This window comes from Hyphobacterium sp. SN044, assembly GCF_021864465.1.
Taxonomy (GTDB): Bacteria; Pseudomonadota; Alphaproteobacteria; order Caulobacterales; family Maricaulaceae; genus Hyphobacterium.
The window spans coordinates 506,897-525,894 of the sequence record NZ_JAKKUV010000001.1 but is presented as its reverse complement, the minus strand read 5'-3'; the positions used below and the strand labels follow the sequence as shown (position 1 = coordinate 525,894).

General features: G+C 64.8%; 21 protein-coding genes. 14 read left to right on the top strand and 7 right to left on the bottom strand.

Annotated features, from left to right (window positions below):
- Positions 1 to 71 precede the first annotated feature (71 nt).
- The 6 genes from L5876_RS02680 to rsmA all read left to right on the top strand — a co-directional run bounded on the left by L5876_RS02680 (position 72) and on the right by rsmA (position 7,713).
- Complete coding sequence (locus tag L5876_RS02680; protein WP_236954539.1) at positions 72 to 1,196, top strand: LptF/LptG family permease; 1,125 nt, start codon at positions 72 to 74, stop codon at positions 1,194 to 1,196.
- Positions 1,193 to 2,296, top strand: coding sequence for an LptF/LptG family permease (locus L5876_RS02675; protein ID WP_236954538.1), 1,104 nt, complete (start codon positions 1,193 to 1,195; stop codon positions 2,294 to 2,296). The genes L5876_RS02680 and L5876_RS02675 overlap by 4 nt, the downstream gene beginning before the upstream one ends.
- 80 nt (positions 2,297 to 2,376) lie before the next feature.
- On the top strand, positions 2,377 to 4,566 hold the full coding sequence (locus L5876_RS02670) for an LPS-assembly protein LptD (protein ID WP_236954537.1): 2,190 nt from the start codon (positions 2,377 to 2,379) through the stop codon (positions 4,564 to 4,566).
- A 77-nt stretch (positions 4,567 to 4,643) separates the two neighbouring features.
- Positions 4,644 to 5,882 carry a peptidylprolyl isomerase gene (locus L5876_RS02665; RefSeq protein ID WP_236954536.1) on the top strand — a complete coding sequence of 413 codons (1,239 nt, stop codon included), beginning with the start codon at positions 4,644 to 4,646 and terminating at the stop codon, positions 5,880 to 5,882.
- Positions 5,883 to 5,884: 2 nt separating this feature from the next.
- Positions 5,885 to 6,868 (top strand): 4-hydroxythreonine-4-phosphate dehydrogenase PdxA, encoded by a 984-nt coding sequence (gene pdxA / locus L5876_RS02660; RefSeq protein ID WP_236954535.1) that lies wholly within the window; start codon positions 5,885 to 5,887, stop codon positions 6,866 to 6,868.
- On the top strand, positions 6,865 to 7,713 hold the full coding sequence (rsmA, locus tag L5876_RS02655) for a 16S rRNA (adenine(1518)-N(6)/adenine(1519)-N(6))-dimethyltransferase RsmA (protein ID WP_236954534.1): 849 nt from the start codon (positions 6,865 to 6,867) through the stop codon (positions 7,711 to 7,713). The genes pdxA and rsmA overlap by 4 nt, the downstream gene beginning before the upstream one ends.
- A 121-nt stretch (positions 7,714 to 7,834) precedes the next feature.
- On the opposite strand, the gene gmk is transcribed toward rsmA, so the two are convergent.
- The 7 genes from gmk to fabD all read right to left on the bottom strand — a co-directional run bounded on the left by gmk (position 7,835) and on the right by fabD (position 13,818).
- A complete protein-coding gene (gene gmk / locus L5876_RS02650; protein ID WP_236954533.1) occupies positions 7,835 to 8,497 on the bottom strand; it encodes a guanylate kinase in 663 nt (220 codons plus the stop codon).
- Entirely contained in the window at positions 8,487 to 9,368 is an 882-nt protein-coding gene (locus L5876_RS02645) for a YicC/YloC family endoribonuclease (RefSeq protein ID WP_236954532.1), read from the bottom strand. Before L5876_RS02645 ends, gmk begins: the two co-directional genes overlap by 11 nt.
- A gap of 1 nt (position 9,369) precedes the next feature.
- A complete protein-coding gene (gene mltG, locus L5876_RS02640; protein ID WP_236954531.1) occupies positions 9,370 to 10,404 on the bottom strand; it encodes an endolytic transglycosylase MltG in 1,035 nt (344 codons plus the stop codon).
- A 28-nt stretch (positions 10,405 to 10,432) separates the two neighbouring features.
- On the bottom strand, positions 10,433 to 11,716 hold the full coding sequence (gene fabF / locus L5876_RS02635) for a beta-ketoacyl-ACP synthase II (protein WP_236954530.1): 1,284 nt from the start codon (positions 11,714 to 11,716) through the stop codon (positions 10,433 to 10,435).
- Positions 11,717 to 11,729: 13 nt separating this feature from the next.
- Complete coding sequence (locus L5876_RS02630) at positions 11,730 to 11,966, bottom strand: acyl carrier protein (RefSeq protein ID WP_039710667.1); 237 nt, start codon at positions 11,964 to 11,966, stop codon at positions 11,730 to 11,732.
- Positions 11,967 to 12,130: 164 nt separating this feature from the next.
- Positions 12,131 to 12,868, bottom strand: a complete 738-nt coding sequence (gene fabG / locus L5876_RS02625; protein WP_236954529.1) for a 3-oxoacyl-[acyl-carrier-protein] reductase — start codon at positions 12,866 to 12,868, stop codon at positions 12,131 to 12,133.
- Between the two features lie 5 nt (positions 12,869 to 12,873).
- Positions 12,874 to 13,818, bottom strand: a complete 945-nt coding sequence (fabD, locus tag L5876_RS02620) for an ACP S-malonyltransferase (RefSeq protein WP_236954528.1) — start codon at positions 13,816 to 13,818, stop codon at positions 12,874 to 12,876.
- Between the two features lie 178 nt (positions 13,819 to 13,996).
- On the opposite strand from fabD, the gene L5876_RS14740 reads away from it, so the two are divergent.
- The 8 genes from L5876_RS14740 (at position 13,997) to alr (ending at position 18,867) form a co-directional block, all read left to right on the top strand.
- Entirely contained in the window at positions 13,997 to 14,128 is a 132-nt protein-coding gene (locus L5876_RS14740; RefSeq protein WP_272906797.1) for a hypothetical protein, read from the top strand.
- A gap of 53 nt (positions 14,129 to 14,181) precedes the next feature.
- Complete coding sequence (locus L5876_RS02615; protein ID WP_236954527.1) at positions 14,182 to 14,442, top strand: type II toxin-antitoxin system Phd/YefM family antitoxin; 261 nt, start codon at positions 14,182 to 14,184, stop codon at positions 14,440 to 14,442.
- Positions 14,443 to 14,724 (top strand): type II toxin-antitoxin system RelE/ParE family toxin, encoded by a 282-nt coding sequence (locus L5876_RS02610; RefSeq protein ID WP_236954526.1) that lies wholly within the window; start codon positions 14,443 to 14,445, stop codon positions 14,722 to 14,724.
- 178 nt (positions 14,725 to 14,902) lie between these two features.
- The gene (gene rpsF, locus L5876_RS02605) at positions 14,903 to 15,256 is read left to right on the top strand and encodes a 30S ribosomal protein S6 (RefSeq protein WP_236954525.1); all 354 of its coding nucleotides are present in this window, start codon (positions 14,903 to 14,905) and stop codon (positions 15,254 to 15,256) included.
- An 11-nt stretch (positions 15,257 to 15,267) separates the two neighbouring features.
- The gene (gene rpsR, locus L5876_RS02600; RefSeq protein ID WP_052289226.1) at positions 15,268 to 15,522 is read left to right on the top strand and encodes a 30S ribosomal protein S18; all 255 of its coding nucleotides are present in this window, start codon (positions 15,268 to 15,270) and stop codon (positions 15,520 to 15,522) included.
- 10 nt (positions 15,523 to 15,532) lie between these two features.
- Positions 15,533 to 16,153 carry a 50S ribosomal protein L9 gene (rplI, locus tag L5876_RS02595; protein WP_236954524.1) on the top strand — a complete coding sequence of 207 codons (621 nt, stop codon included), beginning with the start codon at positions 15,533 to 15,535 and terminating at the stop codon, positions 16,151 to 16,153.
- 175 nt (positions 16,154 to 16,328) lie between these two features.
- Entirely contained in the window at positions 16,329 to 17,813 is a 1,485-nt protein-coding gene (locus L5876_RS02590; RefSeq protein ID WP_236954523.1) for a replicative DNA helicase, read from the top strand.
- Positions 17,794 to 18,867, top strand: coding sequence for an alanine racemase (alr, locus tag L5876_RS02585; RefSeq protein WP_236954522.1), 1,074 nt, complete (start codon positions 17,794 to 17,796; stop codon positions 18,865 to 18,867). Before L5876_RS02590 ends, alr begins: the two co-directional genes overlap by 20 nt.
- Positions 18,868 to 18,998 lie beyond the last annotated feature (131 nt).

Below are 18,998 nucleotides of genomic sequence, written 5' to 3'. Positions count from 1 at the left end.
TCAGCGCGTAGTGGTATCCGATTGGCATGTAGGTTAGAAGGCCGCGTTCGCACAAGGCAGCCGGCCCCGGAATGATTCTCGTACAGCGCTATATTTTCCGACAGCTGCTCGTGCCCTTCGTGACGGCCGCGGCCGCCTTCGCCGGCCTCGCCATCCTGACGCAATCGCTGACGAATATCGATCTGATCGCGGATTATCGCGAAACGGCTTTCATCTTCGTCAAGGTGACGCTGCTGGCCCTGCCGCAGCTGATTGCCCTGCTCTCGCCCTTCGCGCTTTTCATCGCCGCGCTCGCGGGTCTCAACCGGATGACCGTGGAAAGCGAGATCACGGTGGCCAGCGCGTCCGGGCTGACGCGCTGGCGGCTTATTTCGCCGATGATGAAGCTGGCCGTGCTGGCGGTGATTGCGAACCTTCTGGTCAATCTCTTCGTCCAGCCGCTGGCCTACCGCGAGATGCGCCGCGCGATCCACGACCTGCGTACGGACGTCGCGGCGAGCCTGGTGCGTCCCGGTGCCTTCTCCGATCTCGGCGCGGGCGTGACCATGTATGCTCGGGAGACCACCTCCACCGGACGCATGCTCGATGTCTTCATTCACGATGCGCGCGACGGCGAATCCAGCCCATCCTATGCGGCGCGCGAAGGCGTGATCGTGCGCGGCGAGGAACGCCCGGTCATGGTGCTTCTCGACGGCAATGTGCAGCAGCGCGAGCCGGACGGGTCGCTATCGATCCTGACTTTCGAACGCTATGAATTCGACCTGTCGCAATTCGTCGACGCGGCGCAGGTGCTGTTCTTCAAGGACAGCGACAAATTTCTCTACGAGCTGTTCAACCCGGACGCGGCTTCCGTGGCGCGCTCGAACGGGGCTGAACGCCTCTATGCCGAGGCGCATTACCGGCTGTCCGCGCCGCTCTACAACATTACCGTGATGCTGATTGCTGCAGCGGTGTTCCTCGGCGGCCAGCATTCCCGGATGGGTTATGGACGCCGGGTCCAGATCGGCGTGGCCGCCGCGCTCGCCATTCGTCTGCTCGGCTTCGCGGTGCAATCCGCGGCGGCGGACGATGATGCGCTGAATGTGGTTCAATACCTGATCCCGATCCTTGGTGCGGCCGGGGCTCTTGTCTTCCTCTACATGCCGCGTGTCCGGAAACCGCGAACCGCTGCGCAGGCCGGGGAGGCCGGAGCATGATTCCGTTCTCCTCCCGTCTCAGCCGCTATCTCGCCGTCCAGATGCTGGCTGGTCTGGCGCTGTCCTTCAGCGTGATCGTGACCATCATCCTTCTGGTCGATTTTGTCGAACAGACGCGCGCCATCGGCACGCGGGTCGATATTCCAGCCACGGAACTGTTCATGCTGACGCTGATGCGGGCGCCGCTGCTGATCGAGCAGACCCTGCCCTTCATCTTCCTGTTCGGCATCCTGACGGCCCTGTTCCGCCTGAACCGGCGCAGCGAGCTGATCGTGATGCGGGCATCGGGCTATTCGGCCTGGCGGATCGTGGCGCCGGCCGTGTGGATTTCACTGATCGGGGGGCTTCTGGGCGCGATGGCCCTCAATCCGATCGGCTCGGCACTCAATGCGCGCTATGAGGCTCAGGAAGCCTCGCTCACGCGGACCGGCAACAACCGGGTGCAGAGCAATCCGATCTGGCTGCGTGAGCTGACCGAGGACGGGTACGTCATCATCGCAGCGGCCGACGTCGATGGCGATGCCGGTTCCGTGACGCGGCCGCGCTTCCTCTACTATCGCCAGGTCGAGGGCGGTCGGCCGGTCTTCGATCGCCGGATCGATGCCGAACGCGCGGTGTTGCGCGGCGGGTTCTGGGGGCTCGAAAACGCGATCGAGAGCACGCCCGGTCAGGAGCCCGAAACGCTCGCCGCCCTGTCCTTGCCGACGGGTATCGAGCGGCAAGCCCTGTTCGAACGGTCCCGTTCGCCGCGCACGATCGCGTTCTGGGATCTGCCCGGCGTCATCACCGCGGCAAGCGAGGCGGGCCTGACAACGCACCGTTTCGAACTGCGCTGGCAGACCTTGCTTGCCCTGCCGCTGACCCTGATCGCGGTATCGCTGCTGGCCGCGGCGGCGACGCTGCGGCTCTACCGGCTTGGCGGCGCAGCCAGTTTCGCGCTCGCCGGCGGTGCGGCCGGATTCGTCGTCTATTTCGTCCAGGAATTGCTCGCATCATTCGGCAGTTCGGCGGCCTTGCCGCCGCTGACGGCAGCCTGGGCGGCCCCGGCCATAACCGCGCTGCTCGCTCTCGCCTATCTGGCATCGACCGAAGACGGGTGATCATCCGGCGTGGACGCGCGCGGCCGCATCCGATAACCATTCGAACACGGTATTTCGTGCCCGACGGAAGGACAGAATTCATGGCGGTCAGAGCCGGACTTGCCTCTCTCGCCGCGCTTCTCCTCGCGGGCGTCGCAACTGTTCCGGCTTTCGCGCAGGAATCGGGCGACAACGAACCGGTCTATATCGAAGCCGACACGATGTCGGAGGACCGCGGTTCGGGCGCCTATATCGCGCGCGGCAATGTCGAAGCGCGCCAAGGCGATCGCACCGTCACTGCCGACGAGCTGGAATACCGGCCCGAGACCGGGCGCGTCATCGCGCGCGGCAATGTCACCATCTATTCCGCCGACGCGCCGCCGCAATATGCCGACGAGGTCGAACTCGACGACCAGATGGGTTCGGGAATCGCAACCGGCTTTTCCACGCTGATGGAAAACAATGGGCGTGCCGCCGCCGCGCACGCGGTGCGCCGCGGCAACGGCACGCTGGAACTGCGCGACGCCTACTACACGGCCTGCCAGCTGTGTTCGGAGACCGGACACGAGCCGACCTGGCGCCTGCGCGCGCAGCGCGTCGTGCAGGATACTGAAGACCAGATGATTTATTACGAGAACGTCCGCTTCGAGGCGCTCGGCGTTCCCGTCTTCTACGCCCCCGCCTTTGCGCACCCCGACCCGTCTTCGGAACGCCGGTCCGGCTTCCTCTTCCCGACGGTCGGCGTGTCGTCGCGCCTCGGCCTGTCCTACCAGCAGCCCTATTACTGGGCGATCTCGCCCTATCAGGACTTCACCTTCTCGCCGCGGGTGATGACGAATGTCCGCCCGCTGCTGATCGGCGAGTACCGCAAGCGCTTCTACTCGGGCCGTCTCGGCTTCGAAGGCTCGATCACCTATGAGCGCGAGATCGACGGCGACGGCAACCGCTTCGGCGAGGATGCGCTGCGTTATCACCTGTTCGGCGGCGGCGAGTTCGAAATCTCGGACCAGTGGGACTGGGGTTTTGGCGTTCAGATCGCATCAGACGATTTGCATATCCGCCGCTATGATCTGAACGAGCTCTATCAGGATTATCCGGGGCTTGTGGAAACGAATGCGGGCCGGCTGACCAGCCAGCTCTATCTGCAGGGCCAGGGGCAGAACTACTATGCGGAAGTCGCCGGGGCGGCCTTTCAGAGCCTGATCGTCGGAGAGAATGACGATCTGCTGCCCGTCGCCGCACCGATGGCGGACTATCGGACGACAACACAGCTTGGCGAGCATGGCGGCTTTCTGCGCACCCGTCTGAACACGATCTCGCTGACGCGCGACGCGGGGATCGACTATCGGCGGGCCAGTGCACAGGCGGACTGGAGCGCGCGCTGGATCGCGCCGCAAGGCCTCGTGCTTGAACCCTTCGCCTTTGCCCGCGCCGATTACTATGCGCTCGAAGACCTTCCTGGCACCACGCCGGCGGACCCGCTGACGTCGGATTCCTTCGGCCGCTTCCTCGGCATGGCCGGAGCGGAATTGTCATGGCCGCTCTACCGGCCCGGACAATCGGTCGACTCGATCCTCGAGCCGGTGATCCAGGTGGTCGCCGCAAGCGACGACGATCATGCCGGCCGGATCCCGAACGAGGACAGTCAGAATGTCGATCTGACCGAATCCGTCATCTTCGCCACGAACCGGTCACCGGGATACGATCTCTGGGAAGAAGGCCTTCGGGTCACCTTTGGCGGCCGCTACAATGCCACCTTCAGCAACGGGTATGAATTCTCCGCCTTTGTCGGCCAGAGCCGCCGTCTCGACGGCGACCCTGTCTTCGATGCGGGGTCAGGCCTGCGCCCGGACGATTCCGATATCGTGGCGGACTTCGGGGTCGATCTGAATTCGTTCATCGTGAACGCCAATTCCCGGATCGACCCGGAGAGCGGATCGATCAACCGCCTGAACCTTTCGACCTATGGCACGATCGGTCCGGTGACGACGATCCTTTCCTATTCCCGTTTCGACGACAGTCAGGTTCTGCCCGGTCCGCGCGAGGAAGCCTATCTGGCGCTGTCGACGCGGCTCACAGACCACTGGTCTTTCGGATACAGTGTGACGCGCGACCTCGAAGCTGGCGTATCGCGCCTGCAAACCGCCGGCTTTACCTATCGTGACTATTGCACCGAGTTGGGAATTCTCTACGCCCGCGAGAATTATTCATACGGCATTCTCGGACCCTCTGAATCCATCCAGATCCGCCTCACCCTCTTCACCCTCGGCAGCGTCGGATCGGAAGACTAAACGGGGTGCAGTCGCGGCGATTGCCTCCTGCCCGCCAATGGGTATTTTCTCGAACGCGTCTGAAGAACCGGAACGTCATGAAGCACCGCGCCCGCATTCTCATGTCCTCGCTCGCCGCCGCCCTGGCGCTGGCAACCGCTCCGGCGGTTTCCGCCCAGCAGGTCGAGGGCATCGTCGCCCTGGTCAATGACCAGCCCATCACGACGGTGGACGTGCGCAATCGCATGCGGATGATCATCGCGTCTTCCGGTCAACAGCCTTCGCCCGAAGCCATCGAGCGAATCCAGGAACAGGCCGTGCGCGGCCTGATCGACGAGACGCTGCAGCTTCAGGCCGCCGCGGAATTCGACGTCGATGTCGACGAAGCCGAGGTCGATCAGGCCATCGACGACATCGCCGAACGAAACGGCACGACCCGCGCCCAGATCCAGCAGGAACTGGCGTCCGCGGGCGTGGACATCTCCACGCTGCGCCGTCAGTTGGAAGCGGAAATCGCCTGGCAGATCATCGTCAGCGGCCGCTATGGCAGCCGGATCCGCGTGTCGAACCAGCAGATCGAAGCCGCGCTGGAACGCATCGCCGCCAGCGCGTCGCAGCCGCAATACTATATCGCGGAAATCTTTCTCGAACTGACCTCCGCGGGCGGCGAAGAGCGCCTGCAACAGCAAGCGACGGCGGCGCTGAACGCGCTGCGTGAAGGCGCGCCCTTCCAGGTGGTTGCGCAGCAATTCTCCGCCGCTCCGTCCGCTGCCAATGGCGGTGAAGTCGGCTGGGTGCTCGGCGGCCAGTTGCGCCCGGAAGTCGAGCAGGTGGCGCAGGTCCTTCAGCCCGGTCAGTTGTCGCGTCCGATCCGCGTTCCGGGCGGCTACATGATCATCGCGATGATCCAGAAGCGCGAAGGCACGACGACGGTCCAGTATGACCTGACGCAGGTGACGGTCCCGACCAGCTCGGTTACCGACACGACGGCTGACGAACTGCGCCGCGCGCTGGAGCGGGCGAACTGCGAGAATGTCGACAGCGCAATTTCCGGCGTTCCGGGCGCGTTCGCGACGCCGCTCGGCGAGATTCCGGCGAGCTCGCTGCTCCCGAATATCCGCGATGCGCTGAACGGTCTTGGCACGGGCGACCACACGCAGGTGCTGGACACGGCAGCCGGGCGTCAGGCCTTCCTCGTCTGCGAACGCTCGATCGGCGGCCCCGGCATGCCGACCCGCGACGATGTCGAGGAACAGCTGCGCGGCCAGCAATTGTCCAATCAGTCGCGCCGCTGGCTGCGTGACCTGCGCCGCGAAGCGACGATCGAATACCGCTAGCCATGGGACGGCCCGTCGCCGTCACGCAGGGTGATCCGGCCGGGATCGGCCCGGAAATCACGCGTGCCGCCTGGCGGGCTCTGAAAGATGGCGGACCGGTCTTCTTCGTGATCGGCGATCCCTCGCTTTACGGACCCGACGCCGCCGGGATTGCCGCTCCGTCCGATGCCTCGGGCACATTTCAGCGCGCCCTGCCCGTCCTTCCCTCCCGTCTTGCCGTGCCCGCCCGCCCGGGCGTGCCCGATGGCCGGAATGCGCCCGCGACCGTCTCCTCGATCGAGCGCGCCGTCGGGTTGACCGTCGCCGGCGATGCCTGCGGGGTGGTGACCAATCCGATCGCGAAATCGGTCTTGCGGGAGGCAGGTTTCACGCATCCCGGCCACACCGAATTTGTCGCGGAACTGACCGCCGACCTGCCCGTGGACGGCGCGCGCGGCCCCGTGATGATGCTCGCTGGCCCGTCGCTGCGCGTGGCGCTGGTCTCGATCCACCTGCCACTGCGTGAGGCGATCGCCTCGCTTGATGCGGCTCGCATCCAGCGTGTCGCGCGGGTGACGAACGAAGCGCTGAAGCGGGACTTCGGGATTGAATCGCCCAGGCTGGCGCTGGCCGGGCTCAATCCGCATGCGGGCGAAAACGGCCATATCGGGCGGGAGGAGATCGAGATCATCACTCCCGCCGCCGACGCCCTGCGCGCGGACGGTCTCGACATCGCTGGGCCGCTGCCGCCCGACGCGATGTTCCACGCCGAGGCGCGCGCAGGATATGACGCCGCGATCTGCCTTTACCACGACCAGGGGCTGATCCCGCTGAAAGCGCTCGATTTCTGGAACGGGGTGAATGTCACGCTCGGCCTGCCGATCGTGCGCACCTCGCCCGATCACGGCACGGCGTTCGATATTGCGGGCAAGGGTATCGCGCGCGCTGACAGCCTAATCGCGGCGATCAAGCTGGCAGCAGACATGGGCCGGAGGCGCGGGGTATGAGCGAACTGCCGCCGCTGCGCGAGGTGATCGCTTCGCACGGGCTCGATGCGAAGAAATCCTTCGGTCAGCACTTCCTGTTCGACCTCAATCTCACGGCCAAGATCGCGCGCCTTGCCGGTTCGCTCGAAGGTTTGATTGCGGTCGAAATCGGACCGGGACCGGGCGGGCTCACGCGCGCGCTTCTGGCGACCGAGGCCAGCCACGTGATCGCGATCGAGAAGGACCCGCGCTTCCTCCCCGCGCTCGAAGAGGCCGGAGCGCATCATGGCAACCGCCTGACCCTGATCGAGGCGGATGCGCTGGAAGCCGACGAGGCGGCGCTCGTCGCCGGACAGCCGGCCATCATCGCGTCCAACCTGCCCTACAATGTCGGTACGCCACTGCTGATCAAATGGCTGAAGGCCTCACCGATCTGGTGGTCGGCGGCGATCCTGATGTTCCAGCGCGAAGTGGCCGACCGGGTCGTCGCCAAGGCCGGAACGAAGGCCTATGGCCGGCTGGCGGTCCTGACCGGCGCCGTCGCCAGCGCGCGGATCGGCCTGAAAGTCCCGGCCCGGGCGTTCACGCCCCCGCCCAAGGTGGAATCAGCGGTTGTCGTGCTCCATCCCCTGCCCGCGGAGAAGCGGTTCAACGATCTCGATGCGCTGGAAGCCGTGACGGAGTCCGCCTTCGGCCAGCGCCGGAAGATGCTGCGCTCCAGCCTGTCAGCGGCGGCGGCGAAGGCCGGAACGACCGCAGAGCATCTGCTGACCGAGGCCGGAATCGAGCCTACGGCCCGCGCCGAGACGATTCCGCCAGAAGGTTTCTTCCGCCTTGCAGAGGCTTGGCGGATGGCGAAGGGGTAAGTTGGGGGACTCAATGCAGTTTCTCATCCCGACGCTCCCCGGTTTCGCGAAGCGAAGACCGGGGTCCAGACTGGATCCCGGATCGGCTTCGCCGTCCGGGAAACGTCGATGACGTCGTAAGTTATTTCCGTTCCTTGAACAGTTCGGAGACGAAGCCTTCGAGCCAGGGGCGGCGCGTGCGGCGCAGGCGCTCGGCATGGAGGATCAGGTCGATCTCCTCGAGCGCGCGGGCGAAGTCCTCGTTGACGATGACGTAGTCGTATTCGTTCCAGTGCGAGATTTCCGCCTCGGCGCGGTCCATGCGGCGGCTGATCACCGCTTCGGGGTCCTGGCCGCGCTTCCTTAGCCGGTCTTCCAGAAGCCGCAGCGAGGGCGGCAGGATGAAGACACGAACCGCATCATTAGGGGCCGCCTCGGCGAGCAGGCGCGCGCCCTGCCAGTCGATGTCAAAGATCACGTCACGGCCTTCGGCCAGCGCCTCTTCGACCGGCGCACGCGGCGTACCGTAATAGTGGTCGAACACCTTGGCGTATTCGTAGAAGCCGTTGGCGGCTATGTTCTTTTCGAATTCATCCTGGCTGACGAAGACGTAGTCGCGGCCATTTTCCTCGCCGGGGCGCGGGGCGCGGGTCGTCCAACTGACCGAGATCAGGATGTCGGGATTCTTGTCCATCAGCCGCTTGGACAGCGTCGTCTTGCCGGCCCCGGACGGGCTCGACAGGACGAACATCATTCCCCGGCGGCCACCGGGATAACGCGGGGAATGATAGGGATCACTCGACATTCTGGACCTGCTCCCGGAACTGGTCGATCACGGTCTTCAAGGCGAGGCCGATCCGGGTAAGGTCCGAATCGCCGGACTTCGAACATAGCGTGTTGGCTTCGCGGTTGAACTCCTGTGACAGGAAGTCGAGCTTGCGGCCCGCAGGCGACCCGGCCGCGATCAGATCGCGCGCCGTTGCGATGTGCGCACCCAGCCGGTCGAGCTCTTCGCGTACATCCGCCTTCAGTGCCAGAACGGCGACTTCCTGGGCCAGGCGCTCCTCGGGGAAGTCACTTCCAACCAGATCGGCAATGCGCGTGGCCAGACGATCACGAATGGTGTCGATCCGCGCGCTCGCGGTCTGGGCGGCATCGGCGGCGAGCGTCTCGATTTCTCCGACCTGCGCGGTCAGGATTGCCGAGAGCGCCTTGCCTTCGTCCTCGCGCGCAACCTTGAGCGCCTTCACCGCCGTCTCGAACGAGGTCAGCAGCGCTCCGTGCAGCGCCTCTCGATCCTCTTCGGCGATCTCGTCCTCCGCCTTCAGGACGCCCCTCACGTGCAAGAGACCGTCAAATGCGGGCGGAGCCACCTTGCCGCTCTCGACCCAGGGGCGGCTCGCCTCGATCAGCGCGGCCAGACGCGCTTCGTCGATGGCAGCTGCACCGGCAGTCTCGTCGCGCGCGATGGTCAAACCGGCCTGGATCGAGCCGCGGGTGAAGGCGGTACGGGCAATGTCGCGAAGCGGGCCTTCAATCGCGTCATAGCCGGGCGGCATGCGCAGGCGCAGGTCGAGCCCCTTGCCGTTGACCGAACGCACTTCCCACGTCCAGTTCCAGCCTGCGTGCTGGCCCTCGGTGCGGGCAAAGCCCGTCATTCCGGACAGTCTGGCCATGTCAGCGGCCTCCCCGTTCGCGTTCGATCCGGCGCCAGTTCGCGACATTGCGCTGATGCTGGGCATAGGTCTCGGCGAAGACGTGACCGCCCGTGCCATCGGCGACGAAGAACAGGTCCCGCGTGTCCGCCGGGTTCAGTACCGCGGCAATCGCGTCCGGTCCCGGATTGGCGATCGGACCCGGCGGCAGACCGGCGAAGTGATAGGTGTTGTAGGGGTTGTTCGTGTTGTCGAGCTCGGAGCGCCGGATGCCGCGGCCAAGCGGTTCCCCGCCCGTGATGCCGTAGATGATGGTCGGGTCGCTATCGAGTCTCATACCCCGGCGCAGACGATTGACGAACACGGCCGCGACGCGCGGGCGTTCCTCGGCGATACCGGTCTCCTTTTCGACGATCGAGGCGAGGATGATCGCCTCCTCGATCGTGTCGAAAGGCAGGTCGCCGGCGCGGTTCGGCCAAAGCCGCGCTATGAGCGCGTCCTGGTCGGACTGCATGCGGGCGATGATCTCGCTGCGCGGCGTGCCGCGCTGAACCAGATAGGTTTCGGGCAGCAAGCTGCCCTCCGGCGGGGTCTCGGCGATCTCGCCGGTCAGAACTTCGCTGGCTTCCAGAATGCGCACGATCATCGCGCTGGTCAGGCCTTCGGCGAAGGTGATCGGGTATTGCACGACCACGCCTTCGCGAACCTGTTCCAGGATGTCGCGCATCGAGGCTTCCGGCGGGAAGGCGTATTCTCCGGCGCGCAGGTCGCGGTCGGCTTCCTCCAGCGTCACCAACAGACGGAAGAGCCGGGCGTCCGACACGACGCCTTCGCGCTCGAACCGATTGGCGATCTGGATCAGGCCCTCACCGCGCGGGATGACCACGATGGTCTCCTCCACTGCGGGCCCGGGGGCGTCGAACTTCGACTGGACCCAGGACCAGGCGAAGAAGGCCACGCCGGCGCCAGCGAGGATCAGGACGACCAGAAAGCCAAGCAGGGCGACAAGAACGCGGCCGCTGCGCGGATCGGACTCGGACGGATGACGGACGCTCATCACGGGTGCGCCTCCCCCGCGCTCCGGTTCACGCGACGGACTTGAAAACGACCGAAGCATTGGTGCCGCCGAACCCGAAGGAGTTCGACAGCGCAGCGCGCACCGGCCGCTCTACGGCGACCTTGGGTGCGAGATTGATGGGTGTCTCGACCGACGGATTGTCGAGATTGAGCGTCGGCGGACAGATGCCGTCGCGGATGGCGAGAATCGAAAAGATCGCTTCCACCGCACCGGCCGCGCCGAGCAGATGTCCGATCGCCGATTTGGTCGACGACATGACGAGATTCTTCGAACCATCGCCGAACAGGCGTTCGACCGCCCGGAGTTCAATCTCGTCGCCTTTCGGAGTCGAGGTGCCGTGGGCGTTGACGTAATCGATATCGGCCGGTTCGAGGCCGGCACGCTTGAGCGCGGCGCGCATGGAGCGGTAGCCGCCATTGCCGTCTTCGGCCGGTGCGGTGATGTGAAAAGCATCGCCCGAGAGACCATAGCCGGACACTTCGGCGTAGATCTTCGCGCCGCGCGCCTTGGCGTGTTCGTATTCCTCGAGCACGAGAATGCCCGCGCCTTCGCCCATGACGAAGCCGTCGCGGTCCTTGTCATAGGGACGGGAGGCCTTCTCCGGCGTGTCGTTGAACCCGGTCGACATGGCACGGGCTGCCACGAAACAGCCCACGCCGAGGCGGCAGATGGCCGCCTCCGCACCGCCCGCGACCATGATGTCGGCGTCGCCATACTGGATCAGCCGCGCAGCATCGCCGATCGCGTGGGCGCCGGTCGAACAGGCCGTGACGACGGAATGGTTCGGACCTTTCAGCCCGTGACGGATCGAGACCTGGCCAGACGCCAGATTGATGATCATGCCGGGAATGGCGAAGGGCGACAGGCGCCGCGGACCTTCTTCCCTTAGCGTGATCGATGCGTTGTAGGTGGTTTCGAGACCGCCGGTTCCAGAACCGATCAGCACGCCGGCGCGTTCGCGGTCTTCCTCAGACTCCGGCTGCCAGCCGGAATCGGCGATCGCGGCGTCAGCCGCCGCGATGCCGTAGAGCATGAAGTCGTCGATGCGCCGCTGCTCGCGCGGACTCATGATCGCGTCGGGGTCGAAACTCCCCTCCACGTCCGGGCCACCGCCGCCCCGCCCGTCATGGCGGGGGACGATGCCGGCGATCTTCGAGCCGAGATCCTCGACGTCGAAATGATCGATCCGGCGGATGCCCGACTGGCCCGCAAGAAGCCGTTTCCAGACCAGATCCACACCGCAACCGAGCGGTGTGACCAGACCCAGACCTGTGACGACGACGCGGCGCATCGAAAACCCGGTCTTAGTTGACCTTTTCAGAGATGAACTTCACGGCGTCGCCAACGGTCTGGATGTGTTCCGCAGCGTCGTCCGGGATTTCAATATCGAACTCTTCCTCGAACGCCATGACGAGCTCGACATTGTCGAGCGAGTCCGCGCCGAGATCATCAATGAAGCTGGCCTTTTCCGTGACCTTGTCCTCTTCGACGTCGAGGTGCTCGACAACGATCTTCTGGACCCGTTCAAAGACATCAGACATGGGGCAGTCCTTTTGTTCTAGCCGCTGAAACCTTACGCGGCGCCGATGCGAGCGGGAAGCGCCAAAGACACGCGCTTCCAACCTGATGATGCGGGGCTGGTAACACGAAGCCCCACGCAATGCCAGACGGTCCGGGCGGGCCCGGACACGTCCGAATTTCTTCCCTAGATCATCGCCATTCCGCCGTTGACGTGCAACGTCACACCGGTGACGTATCGCGCCTCGTCGCTGGCAAGATAGGCGACGGCCGCGGCGATATCCGCGCCGCTGCCAAGATCGCCGGAAGGAATCTTGTTGAGGATCGCCGCCTTCTGGTCGTCGGTCAGCGCGTCGGTCATCGGCGAGGCGATGAAGCCGGGCGCGACGCAATTCACCGTCACGCCACGCGAGGCGACTTCCTGGGCGAGCGATTTGGAGAAGCCGATCATGCCGGCCTTGGAGGCGGAATAATTCGTCTGGCCCGGATTGCCGGTGACGCCGACCACGGACGTGATGCCGATGATGCGGCCCCACCGGGACTTCATCATGCCGCGCAGCGCGGCGCGGGACAGGCGGAAATAGCTTTCCAGATTGACCTTCAGCACGTCAGACCAGTCCTCGTCCTTCATGCGCATAAGAAGCTGGTCTTTGGTGATGCCGGCATTGGCGACGAGGATGTCGAGCGAGCCCATCGCCTCGGCCGCCTGTTTCGGCAGCGCGTCGACGGCTTCACCGTCGGACAGATTGCACGGCAGCACGTGGACGCGGTCACCGAGTTCGGCCGCAAGCGCGTCGAGTTTTTCCTTCCGTGTGCCGGACAGGGCGACGGTCGCGCCCTGGGCATGGAGCGCGCGGGCGATATCGCCGCCGATGCCGCCAGTGGCGCCGGTGACGAGCGCGTTCTTGCCTTCGAGTGAGAACATGATCGCTATCCTTTCACGGAAGCTGCGAAATTCACGATGTCGTCTGCGCCGACGAGCGTCACGCCTGCGGCGTCCGGCGCGATGCGCTTGAGCATGCCGGTCAGCACCTTCCCGCCCGCTTCGGCGAAGGTGGCGATGCCGCCTTCACCCGCCATCCACTCGACGCTTTCGCGCCAGCGGACGCGGCCCGTGACCTGCTCGACGAGCAGATTGCGGATCGCTTCGGGATCGCTCTCCGGACGGGCGCGCACATTCACGACGACCGGGACGCGCGGCGCAGAAATGCTGGCCGCGGCGAGCGCTTCGGCCATGGCGTCGGCGGCCGGCTGCATCAGCGCGCAATGGAAGGGCGCGGAGACCGGCAGCTGCATCGCGCGCTTCACGCCCATTTCCTGCGCGGCAGCAATCGCGGCATCGACCGCGGTCTTGGCGCCGGAAATGACGACCTGGCCGGGGGCATTGTCATTGGCGACCTGGCAGACGCCTTGCGCCGACCCAGCGGCGGCGGCCTTTTCGGCCTGATCGAGATCAGCCCCGATCAGCGCGGCCATCGCTCCCTCGCCGACCGGCACGGCTTTCTGCATCGCCTGTCCGCGCAGTTTCAGCAGTTTCGCAGCATCGGTCAGCGAAAGCGCTCCGGCGGCGGCAAGCGCGGAATATTCGCCGAGTGAGTGACCGGCAACGAATTTCGCTGCATCAGCCGTCACGGCGAACTCGCTTTCCAGTACACGCATTACGGCGAGGCTGGTGGCCATGATGGCCGGCTGGGCATTCTCGGTCAGCGTCAGTTCGTCGGCCGGGCCGTCCCACATCAGAGCGGACAGTTTCTGACCAAGCGCGGCGTCGACCTCATCGAATACGGCGCGGGCTTCGGGAAAGGATTCGGCCAGTCCCTTGCCCATGCCGACGGCCTGGCTTCCCTGTCCGGGAAACACGAATGCGAGTGTCATGGCGGGTCGTACCCCCGGTGTTTTCGTTCCTCGTTGCTCCGTCGATAGACCGGGCAAGCGCGCGCTGGCAAGCCGCGAACGGCGCATGCTTGCCAGTGAACCGCGTTCAATTCATCGACGCGCGTTCATTTGATATGTTCCCGGGATGAGACGACCGCTCGCGAAACGATTCCTTTCAGTGATCCTCTTCCTGCTCGTCGGCGGGGCGATCGTCGTGGCAATCGGTATCATCTTCGATCCGATCAAGGCCTGCGAGGAACGCGGCGGCACCTTCGTGATGGCCGGCCGGTATTGCGAGGAGGCGGAGTGATTGGCCATTTTGGCTAAATTGGCTAAAATGGTCAAAATGCTGGAGGGTCCCTCATGCGCACGTTTTCAGCGGCCGATGCCAAGAACCGTTTCGGGGAATTGCTCGACGCCGCACAACGCGAACCCGTCCGCATCGAGAAGCATGGCCGCGCCACGGCCGTGATGATCTCGGAGGCGGAGTATGCCGAACTGGCATTCCAGGTCGCGGAAATCGAGCGATACAAGATCGAGAAGGGGCTTGCTGACCTTGATGCCGGCCGCACCGTCGACGGGGCGACCTTCTTCGACGATTTGAAGTCGCGTCTCGCGAAATAAGTGCCTCGCTTCAGACTATCTCGTGAGGCTGCCTCGGATATTGAGGCCATCGCGCACTATACCGTCGAGCAATGGGGTGATGCGCAGGCGATTGCATACATCGACGGACTGCGCGCCACATGCGAACAGATCGCCAATCACCCGGAACTCGGCGTCTTGATCGACGGATTTGAGGGCAAGGTTCGCCGCTTTCGATCCGGGCATCACGTTCTTCACTACCGCGTTCGGGACGGCGTGATGGAGATCATTGCCTTCCGGCATAAGCGCAGCCGGAAGGCCTGACCGCCCTTCTCCCTTGCCCTTTGCGGCGCAATCGGCTACCTGCGCGCCTCTTGAGCGATTGCGGTCCTCATTCCACCGACATGTGACGGCATGGTGCCGTTACGCGAATGGGGAGCCACCGCCGCGGAATCCGGCCCTTCGGTTCCAACGCGCCGCAGTCCATAAGGAAGGGAGCCCAATGGCTTACTACGAGCACGTCTTCATCGCTCGTCCGGACCTCTCGCCTGCCCAGGCCGAGACGCTGGTCGAGGATGTGAAAACCATGATCGAGGAAAAGGGCGGCAAGGTTGCCAAGACCGAATACTGGGGTCTGCGCAATCTGGCTTACCGCATCGAGAAGAACCGCAAGGGTCATTACGGCCTGATCGACATCGATGCTCCGGCCGACGTCATCGCCGAGCTGGACCGCCGTCAGCGCCTGTCTGAAGACATCATCCGTCACATGACGCTGCGCATCGACGAGCTGGACGAGAAACCGTCCGCGATCCTGTCCAAGAAGGACGATCGCCGCCGCCGCGACGATCGCCGCTAGGAGTTCAGATCATGGCTGATACCACCATTTCGAACCTGCCTGTCCGCCGCGCGTTCACGCGCCGCCGGAAGGTGTGCCCGTTCTCCGGCGAAAACGCGCCGAAGATCGACTACAAGGACCCGAAGCTGCTGCAGCGCTACATGTCCGAGCGCGGCAAGATCGTCCCGGCCCGCATCACGGCCGTGTCGGCGAAGAAGCAGCGTGAACTGGCCCGCGCCATCAAGCGCGCCCGCCAGCTCGCCCTCCTGCCGTACGCCGTGAAGTAGGGAGGATCAGATGCAAGTCATTCTTCTCGAGCGCGTGGAAAATCTCGGCGGTATCGGTGACGTCGTCACCGTGAAGCCGGGCTTCGCCCGCAACTTCCTGCTGCCGCAGGACAAGGCGCTGCGTGCGACCGACGCCAACAAGGCCCGGTTCGAGCGCGAGCGTGAGATCATCGAAAAGCGCAATGCGGAACGCCGCGATGCCGCGTCGGAAGACGCCAAGCAGATCGACGGCAATTCCTACGTGCTGATCCGCCAGGCCGGCGAAACCGGCCAGCTCTACGGTTCGGTCAATTCGCGCGATATCGCCGATGTGGTGTCGACCGACAACCTGACCGTGGCGCGTTCGCAGGTCGACCTGAAGGAAATGATCAAGACGCTCGGCGTTCATGAAGTGCGCATCCGCCTTCACGCCGAAGTGTTCGTGACCGTTTCGATCAATGTCGCCCGCAGCGAAGAAGAAGCGGAGCGTCAGGCGAAAGGCGAAGACGTCATCGCCTCGCAATACGACGAAGACCGCGCGATCGCCGAAGCCCAGGCGGCCGAACTGTTCGAAGCCGGCCAGGAGCCGGACGAGCTGGAAGCCACCAAGGAAGCCATCGCGGCCGAAGGCGAGGAGTCCGAAGAGGACTGATCCTCTCCGGTTCATCCGCACACGATCAAGGCGGGCCATCGCGGCCCGCCTTTTTCTTTGCCCGGTCGAGCCTGTTTCATTGGCGTTTCACGGCTTATCCACATCACGGAAAAATAGGTGTGGTTAACGGCAAAGCGAGGTTGGGGGTCGGCCAGTGCCCGGCTATACCCGACGCATGACTGCGCTGCCCGCCCTTGCCGAACCGCACGACCTTTCCGCCGACGCGCCGCCGCACAATCTCGATGCGGAGCAGGCGTTTCTCGGCGCGCTCCTCTATGACAACGAGCTCTATTACCGGGTCGGCGACTGGCTGAAGGCCTCGCATTTCTACGACCCCGTGCATGGCCGCATCTATCAGGCGGCGTCCGACCGGATCGTTCGCGGCTCGCTGGCCGACGCCGTCGTTCTGAAGACCGATTTCGAGCGCGATGGCGGGCTGAAGGAAATCGGCGGCTCGACCTATCTCGCCGTGCTGCTGGAAAGCGCCGCCGACAGCGCCGCGGCGGTCGAATACGCCCAGCTGGTCTACGACCTCGCCCTCAGACGCGCGCTGATCCGTGTCAGTGCGGAACTGGCCAAGGACGCCATCGATTCATCGCCTGAAACGCATGGCCGCAAGCTGATCGAGACGGCCGAGAAGAAGCTGTTCGAACTGGCCGAAACCGGCGGCGCGCAGAAGGGCTTCGTGTCGTTCAAGGATGCGCTGGCGGACTCCATCGAGATGGCCGCGGCGGCCTATGAGCGCGAAGGCGGCCTGTCGGGTGTCTCCTCGGGCCTCAAAGCGATGGACGAGAAGCTCGGCGGGCTCCACCCGTCCGACCTGATCATCCTCGCGGGCCGTCCCTCGATGGGTAAGACCGCGCTGGCGACGAACATCGCCTTCGAAGTCGCCAAGAACTACCAGTACGAAACGCTGGCCGACGGCACGCGCAAGACCACCAAGGGCGGCGTGGTCGGCTTCTTCAGCCTCGAAATGTCGGCCGAACAGCTCGCGACGCGTCTGATCGCCGACTACACCGGCATTCCCGGCTACATGATCCGCCGCGGCGAGATCGATGCGGCGCAGTACGAGGAAATCCGCGACGGCGTGCTCGAGATCCAGGGCCTGCCGCTCTACATCGACGATACCGGTGGCCTGCCCATCGGAGCGCTAACCGCGCGGGCGCGCCGTCTGAAGCGGCTGCACGGGCTCGACCTGATCGTGGTCGACTATCTCCAGCTCGTGACCGGGTCGTCGGGCAAGTCCGATAGCCGGGTGCAGGAAGTCTCCGAAGTCACGCAGGCCCTGAAAGCCATGGCCAAGGAATTGTCGGTTCCGGTGATCGCGCTTTCGCAGCTGTCGCGTCAGGTCGAGCAGCGCGACGACAAGAAGCCCCAGCTCTCCGACCTGCGTGAATCCGGCTCGATCGAGCAGGACGCCGACGTCGTGATGTTTGTCTACCGCGAGGCCTACTACAAGGAACGCGAGAAGCCGCGTGAAGGCACGCCGGAATACCTGGCATGGGAAGAGGAATTCCGCGCCATCGAACGCCATGCTGAAGTGATTATCGGCAAGCAGCGTCACGGCCCGATCGGCACAGTGAAGCTCGCCTTCGACGCGGCGCGGACGAAGTTCTCCGACCTCGTCATGACGGACCGGTATGACGACTCCATCCGGTGAGGCGGTCCCCTACCCGCGCCTGATCGTCGATCTCGGCGCGATCCGCCGGAATTATGCCCGCCTGCAGGACATGACCGCCGGAGCCGAAGTCGCCGCCGTGGTGAAGGCCGACGCCTATGGGCTCGGAGCCGCGGCGATCGCGCCCGTCCTGCTGCATGCTGGCGCAAAGTCTTTCTTCGTCGCCAATGCCCATGAGGGCGAGATCGTTCGCGCCGCCGTAGGCGGCGGGGCGCAGATCTTCGTGCTGCACGGTTTCTGGTCCGCCGACGTGCAGGCCATTGCCCGGTCTGCCCTGATCCCGGTCATCAACTCGCCTGAACAGCTGCGTGACTGGCTGGCTGGGCCGGCCGGCCCATACGCACTGCATTTCGATACCGGGATGAACCGGCTCGGTATACCAATGATCGACGTCTCTGGCGTCGCGGACCTCGCGGGGAAGCGTCAACCGGATCTCGTCATGAGCCATTTCGCCTGCGCCGACGAGCCGGGACACAATCTCAACGCCACGCAAATCGAGCGTTTCGCCACCGTGCGCGGTGCCTTCCCGGGCGTGCGAACCTCGCTGGCGAACTCGGCGGGATGCTTTCTCGACACCCCGGCGCACGGCGACCTCGTCCGGCCGGGCATCGCGCTCTACGGCGGGGCGCCGCGCGCGACAGGGGCCAATCCGTTCGAATCCGCGGCGACCATCGAGACCCCGATCCTGCAGGTACGGCAGGCCCGGCCCGGCGACAGTGCCGGATATGGCGCGACCTGGACGACCGAAGCCGACCGCAGGCTGGCCGTCGTGGCGCTCGGCTATGCCGACGGCATGTTCCGCGCGGCGCAGAAGGGCGGGTATGGCCGTATCGGGGACGTGAAATTGCCGATCGCGGGCCGTGTCTCCATGGATCTCATCACGCTCGATGTGACCGATGCAGGCGATAGTGCCAAACCGGGCGAGAGCGTCCGCTTCCTCGGCCCCGATCTCGATGCCTTTGCCGCGGCGTCCGGCACGCTGGCCTATGAAGTCCTGACGCGGCTCGGGTCGAGGCTGGAACGGGTTTATGTGTGAGTTCCCCTCGTCCTTTCTCCGCCTTCACGGGGACAGGCATTGGGAATTCGACAGTGCGCGCGCTCTCTTCTCCCCTTTTGAAGGGGAGAAGGTGCCCGAAGGGCGGATGAGGGGTTCTGCTCCGTAGTCAG

Excerpts from the sequence above, each read along its gene's own strand:
- L5876_RS02680 (WP_236954539.1), top strand. The coding sequence starts at position 72 with ATGATTCTCGTACAGCGCTATATTTTCCGACAGCTGCTCGTGCCCTTC.
- L5876_RS02675 (WP_236954538.1), top strand. The coding sequence starts at position 1,193 with ATGATTCCGTTCTCCTCCCGTCTCAGCCGCTATCTCGCCGTCCAGATG.
- L5876_RS02670 (WP_236954537.1), top strand. The coding sequence starts at position 2,377 with ATGGCGGTCAGAGCCGGACTTGCCTCTCTCGCCGCGCTTCTCCTCGCG.
- L5876_RS02665 (WP_236954536.1), top strand. The coding sequence starts at position 4,644 with ATGAAGCACCGCGCCCGCATTCTCATGTCCTCGCTCGCCGCCGCCCTG.
- pdxA (WP_236954535.1), top strand. The coding sequence starts at position 5,885 with ATGGGACGGCCCGTCGCCGTCACGCAGGGTGATCCGGCCGGGATCGGC.
- rsmA (WP_236954534.1), top strand. The coding sequence starts at position 6,865 with ATGAGCGAACTGCCGCCGCTGCGCGAGGTGATCGCTTCGCACGGGCTC.
- gmk (WP_236954533.1), bottom strand. The coding sequence starts at position 8,497 with ATGTCGAGTGATCCCTATCATTCCCCGCGTTATCCCGGTGGCCGCCGG.
- L5876_RS02645 (WP_236954532.1), bottom strand. The coding sequence starts at position 9,368 with ATGGCCAGACTGTCCGGAATGACGGGCTTTGCCCGCACCGAGGGCCAG.
- mltG (WP_236954531.1), bottom strand. The coding sequence starts at position 10,404 with ATGAGCGTCCGTCATCCGTCCGAGTCCGATCCGCGCAGCGGCCGCGTT.
- fabF (WP_236954530.1), bottom strand. The coding sequence starts at position 11,716 with ATGCGCCGCGTCGTCGTCACAGGTCTGGGTCTGGTCACACCGCTCGGT.
- L5876_RS02630 (WP_039710667.1), bottom strand. The coding sequence starts at position 11,966 with ATGTCTGATGTCTTTGAACGGGTCCAGAAGATCGTTGTCGAGCACCTC.
- fabG (WP_236954529.1), bottom strand. The coding sequence starts at position 12,868 with ATGTTCTCACTCGAAGGCAAGAACGCGCTCGTCACCGGCGCCACTGGC.
- fabD (WP_236954528.1), bottom strand. The coding sequence starts at position 13,818 with ATGACACTCGCATTCGTGTTTCCCGGACAGGGAAGCCAGGCCGTCGGC.
- L5876_RS02615 (WP_236954527.1), top strand. The coding sequence starts at position 14,182 with ATGCGCACGTTTTCAGCGGCCGATGCCAAGAACCGTTTCGGGGAATTG.
- rpsF (WP_236954525.1), top strand. The coding sequence starts at position 14,903 with ATGGCTTACTACGAGCACGTCTTCATCGCTCGTCCGGACCTCTCGCCT.
- rpsR (WP_052289226.1), top strand. The coding sequence starts at position 15,268 with ATGGCTGATACCACCATTTCGAACCTGCCTGTCCGCCGCGCGTTCACG.
- rplI (WP_236954524.1), top strand. The coding sequence starts at position 15,533 with ATGCAAGTCATTCTTCTCGAGCGCGTGGAAAATCTCGGCGGTATCGGT.
- L5876_RS02590 (WP_236954523.1), top strand. The coding sequence starts at position 16,329 with ATGACTGCGCTGCCCGCCCTTGCCGAACCGCACGACCTTTCCGCCGAC.
- alr (WP_236954522.1), top strand. The coding sequence starts at position 17,794 with ATGACGACTCCATCCGGTGAGGCGGTCCCCTACCCGCGCCTGATCGTC.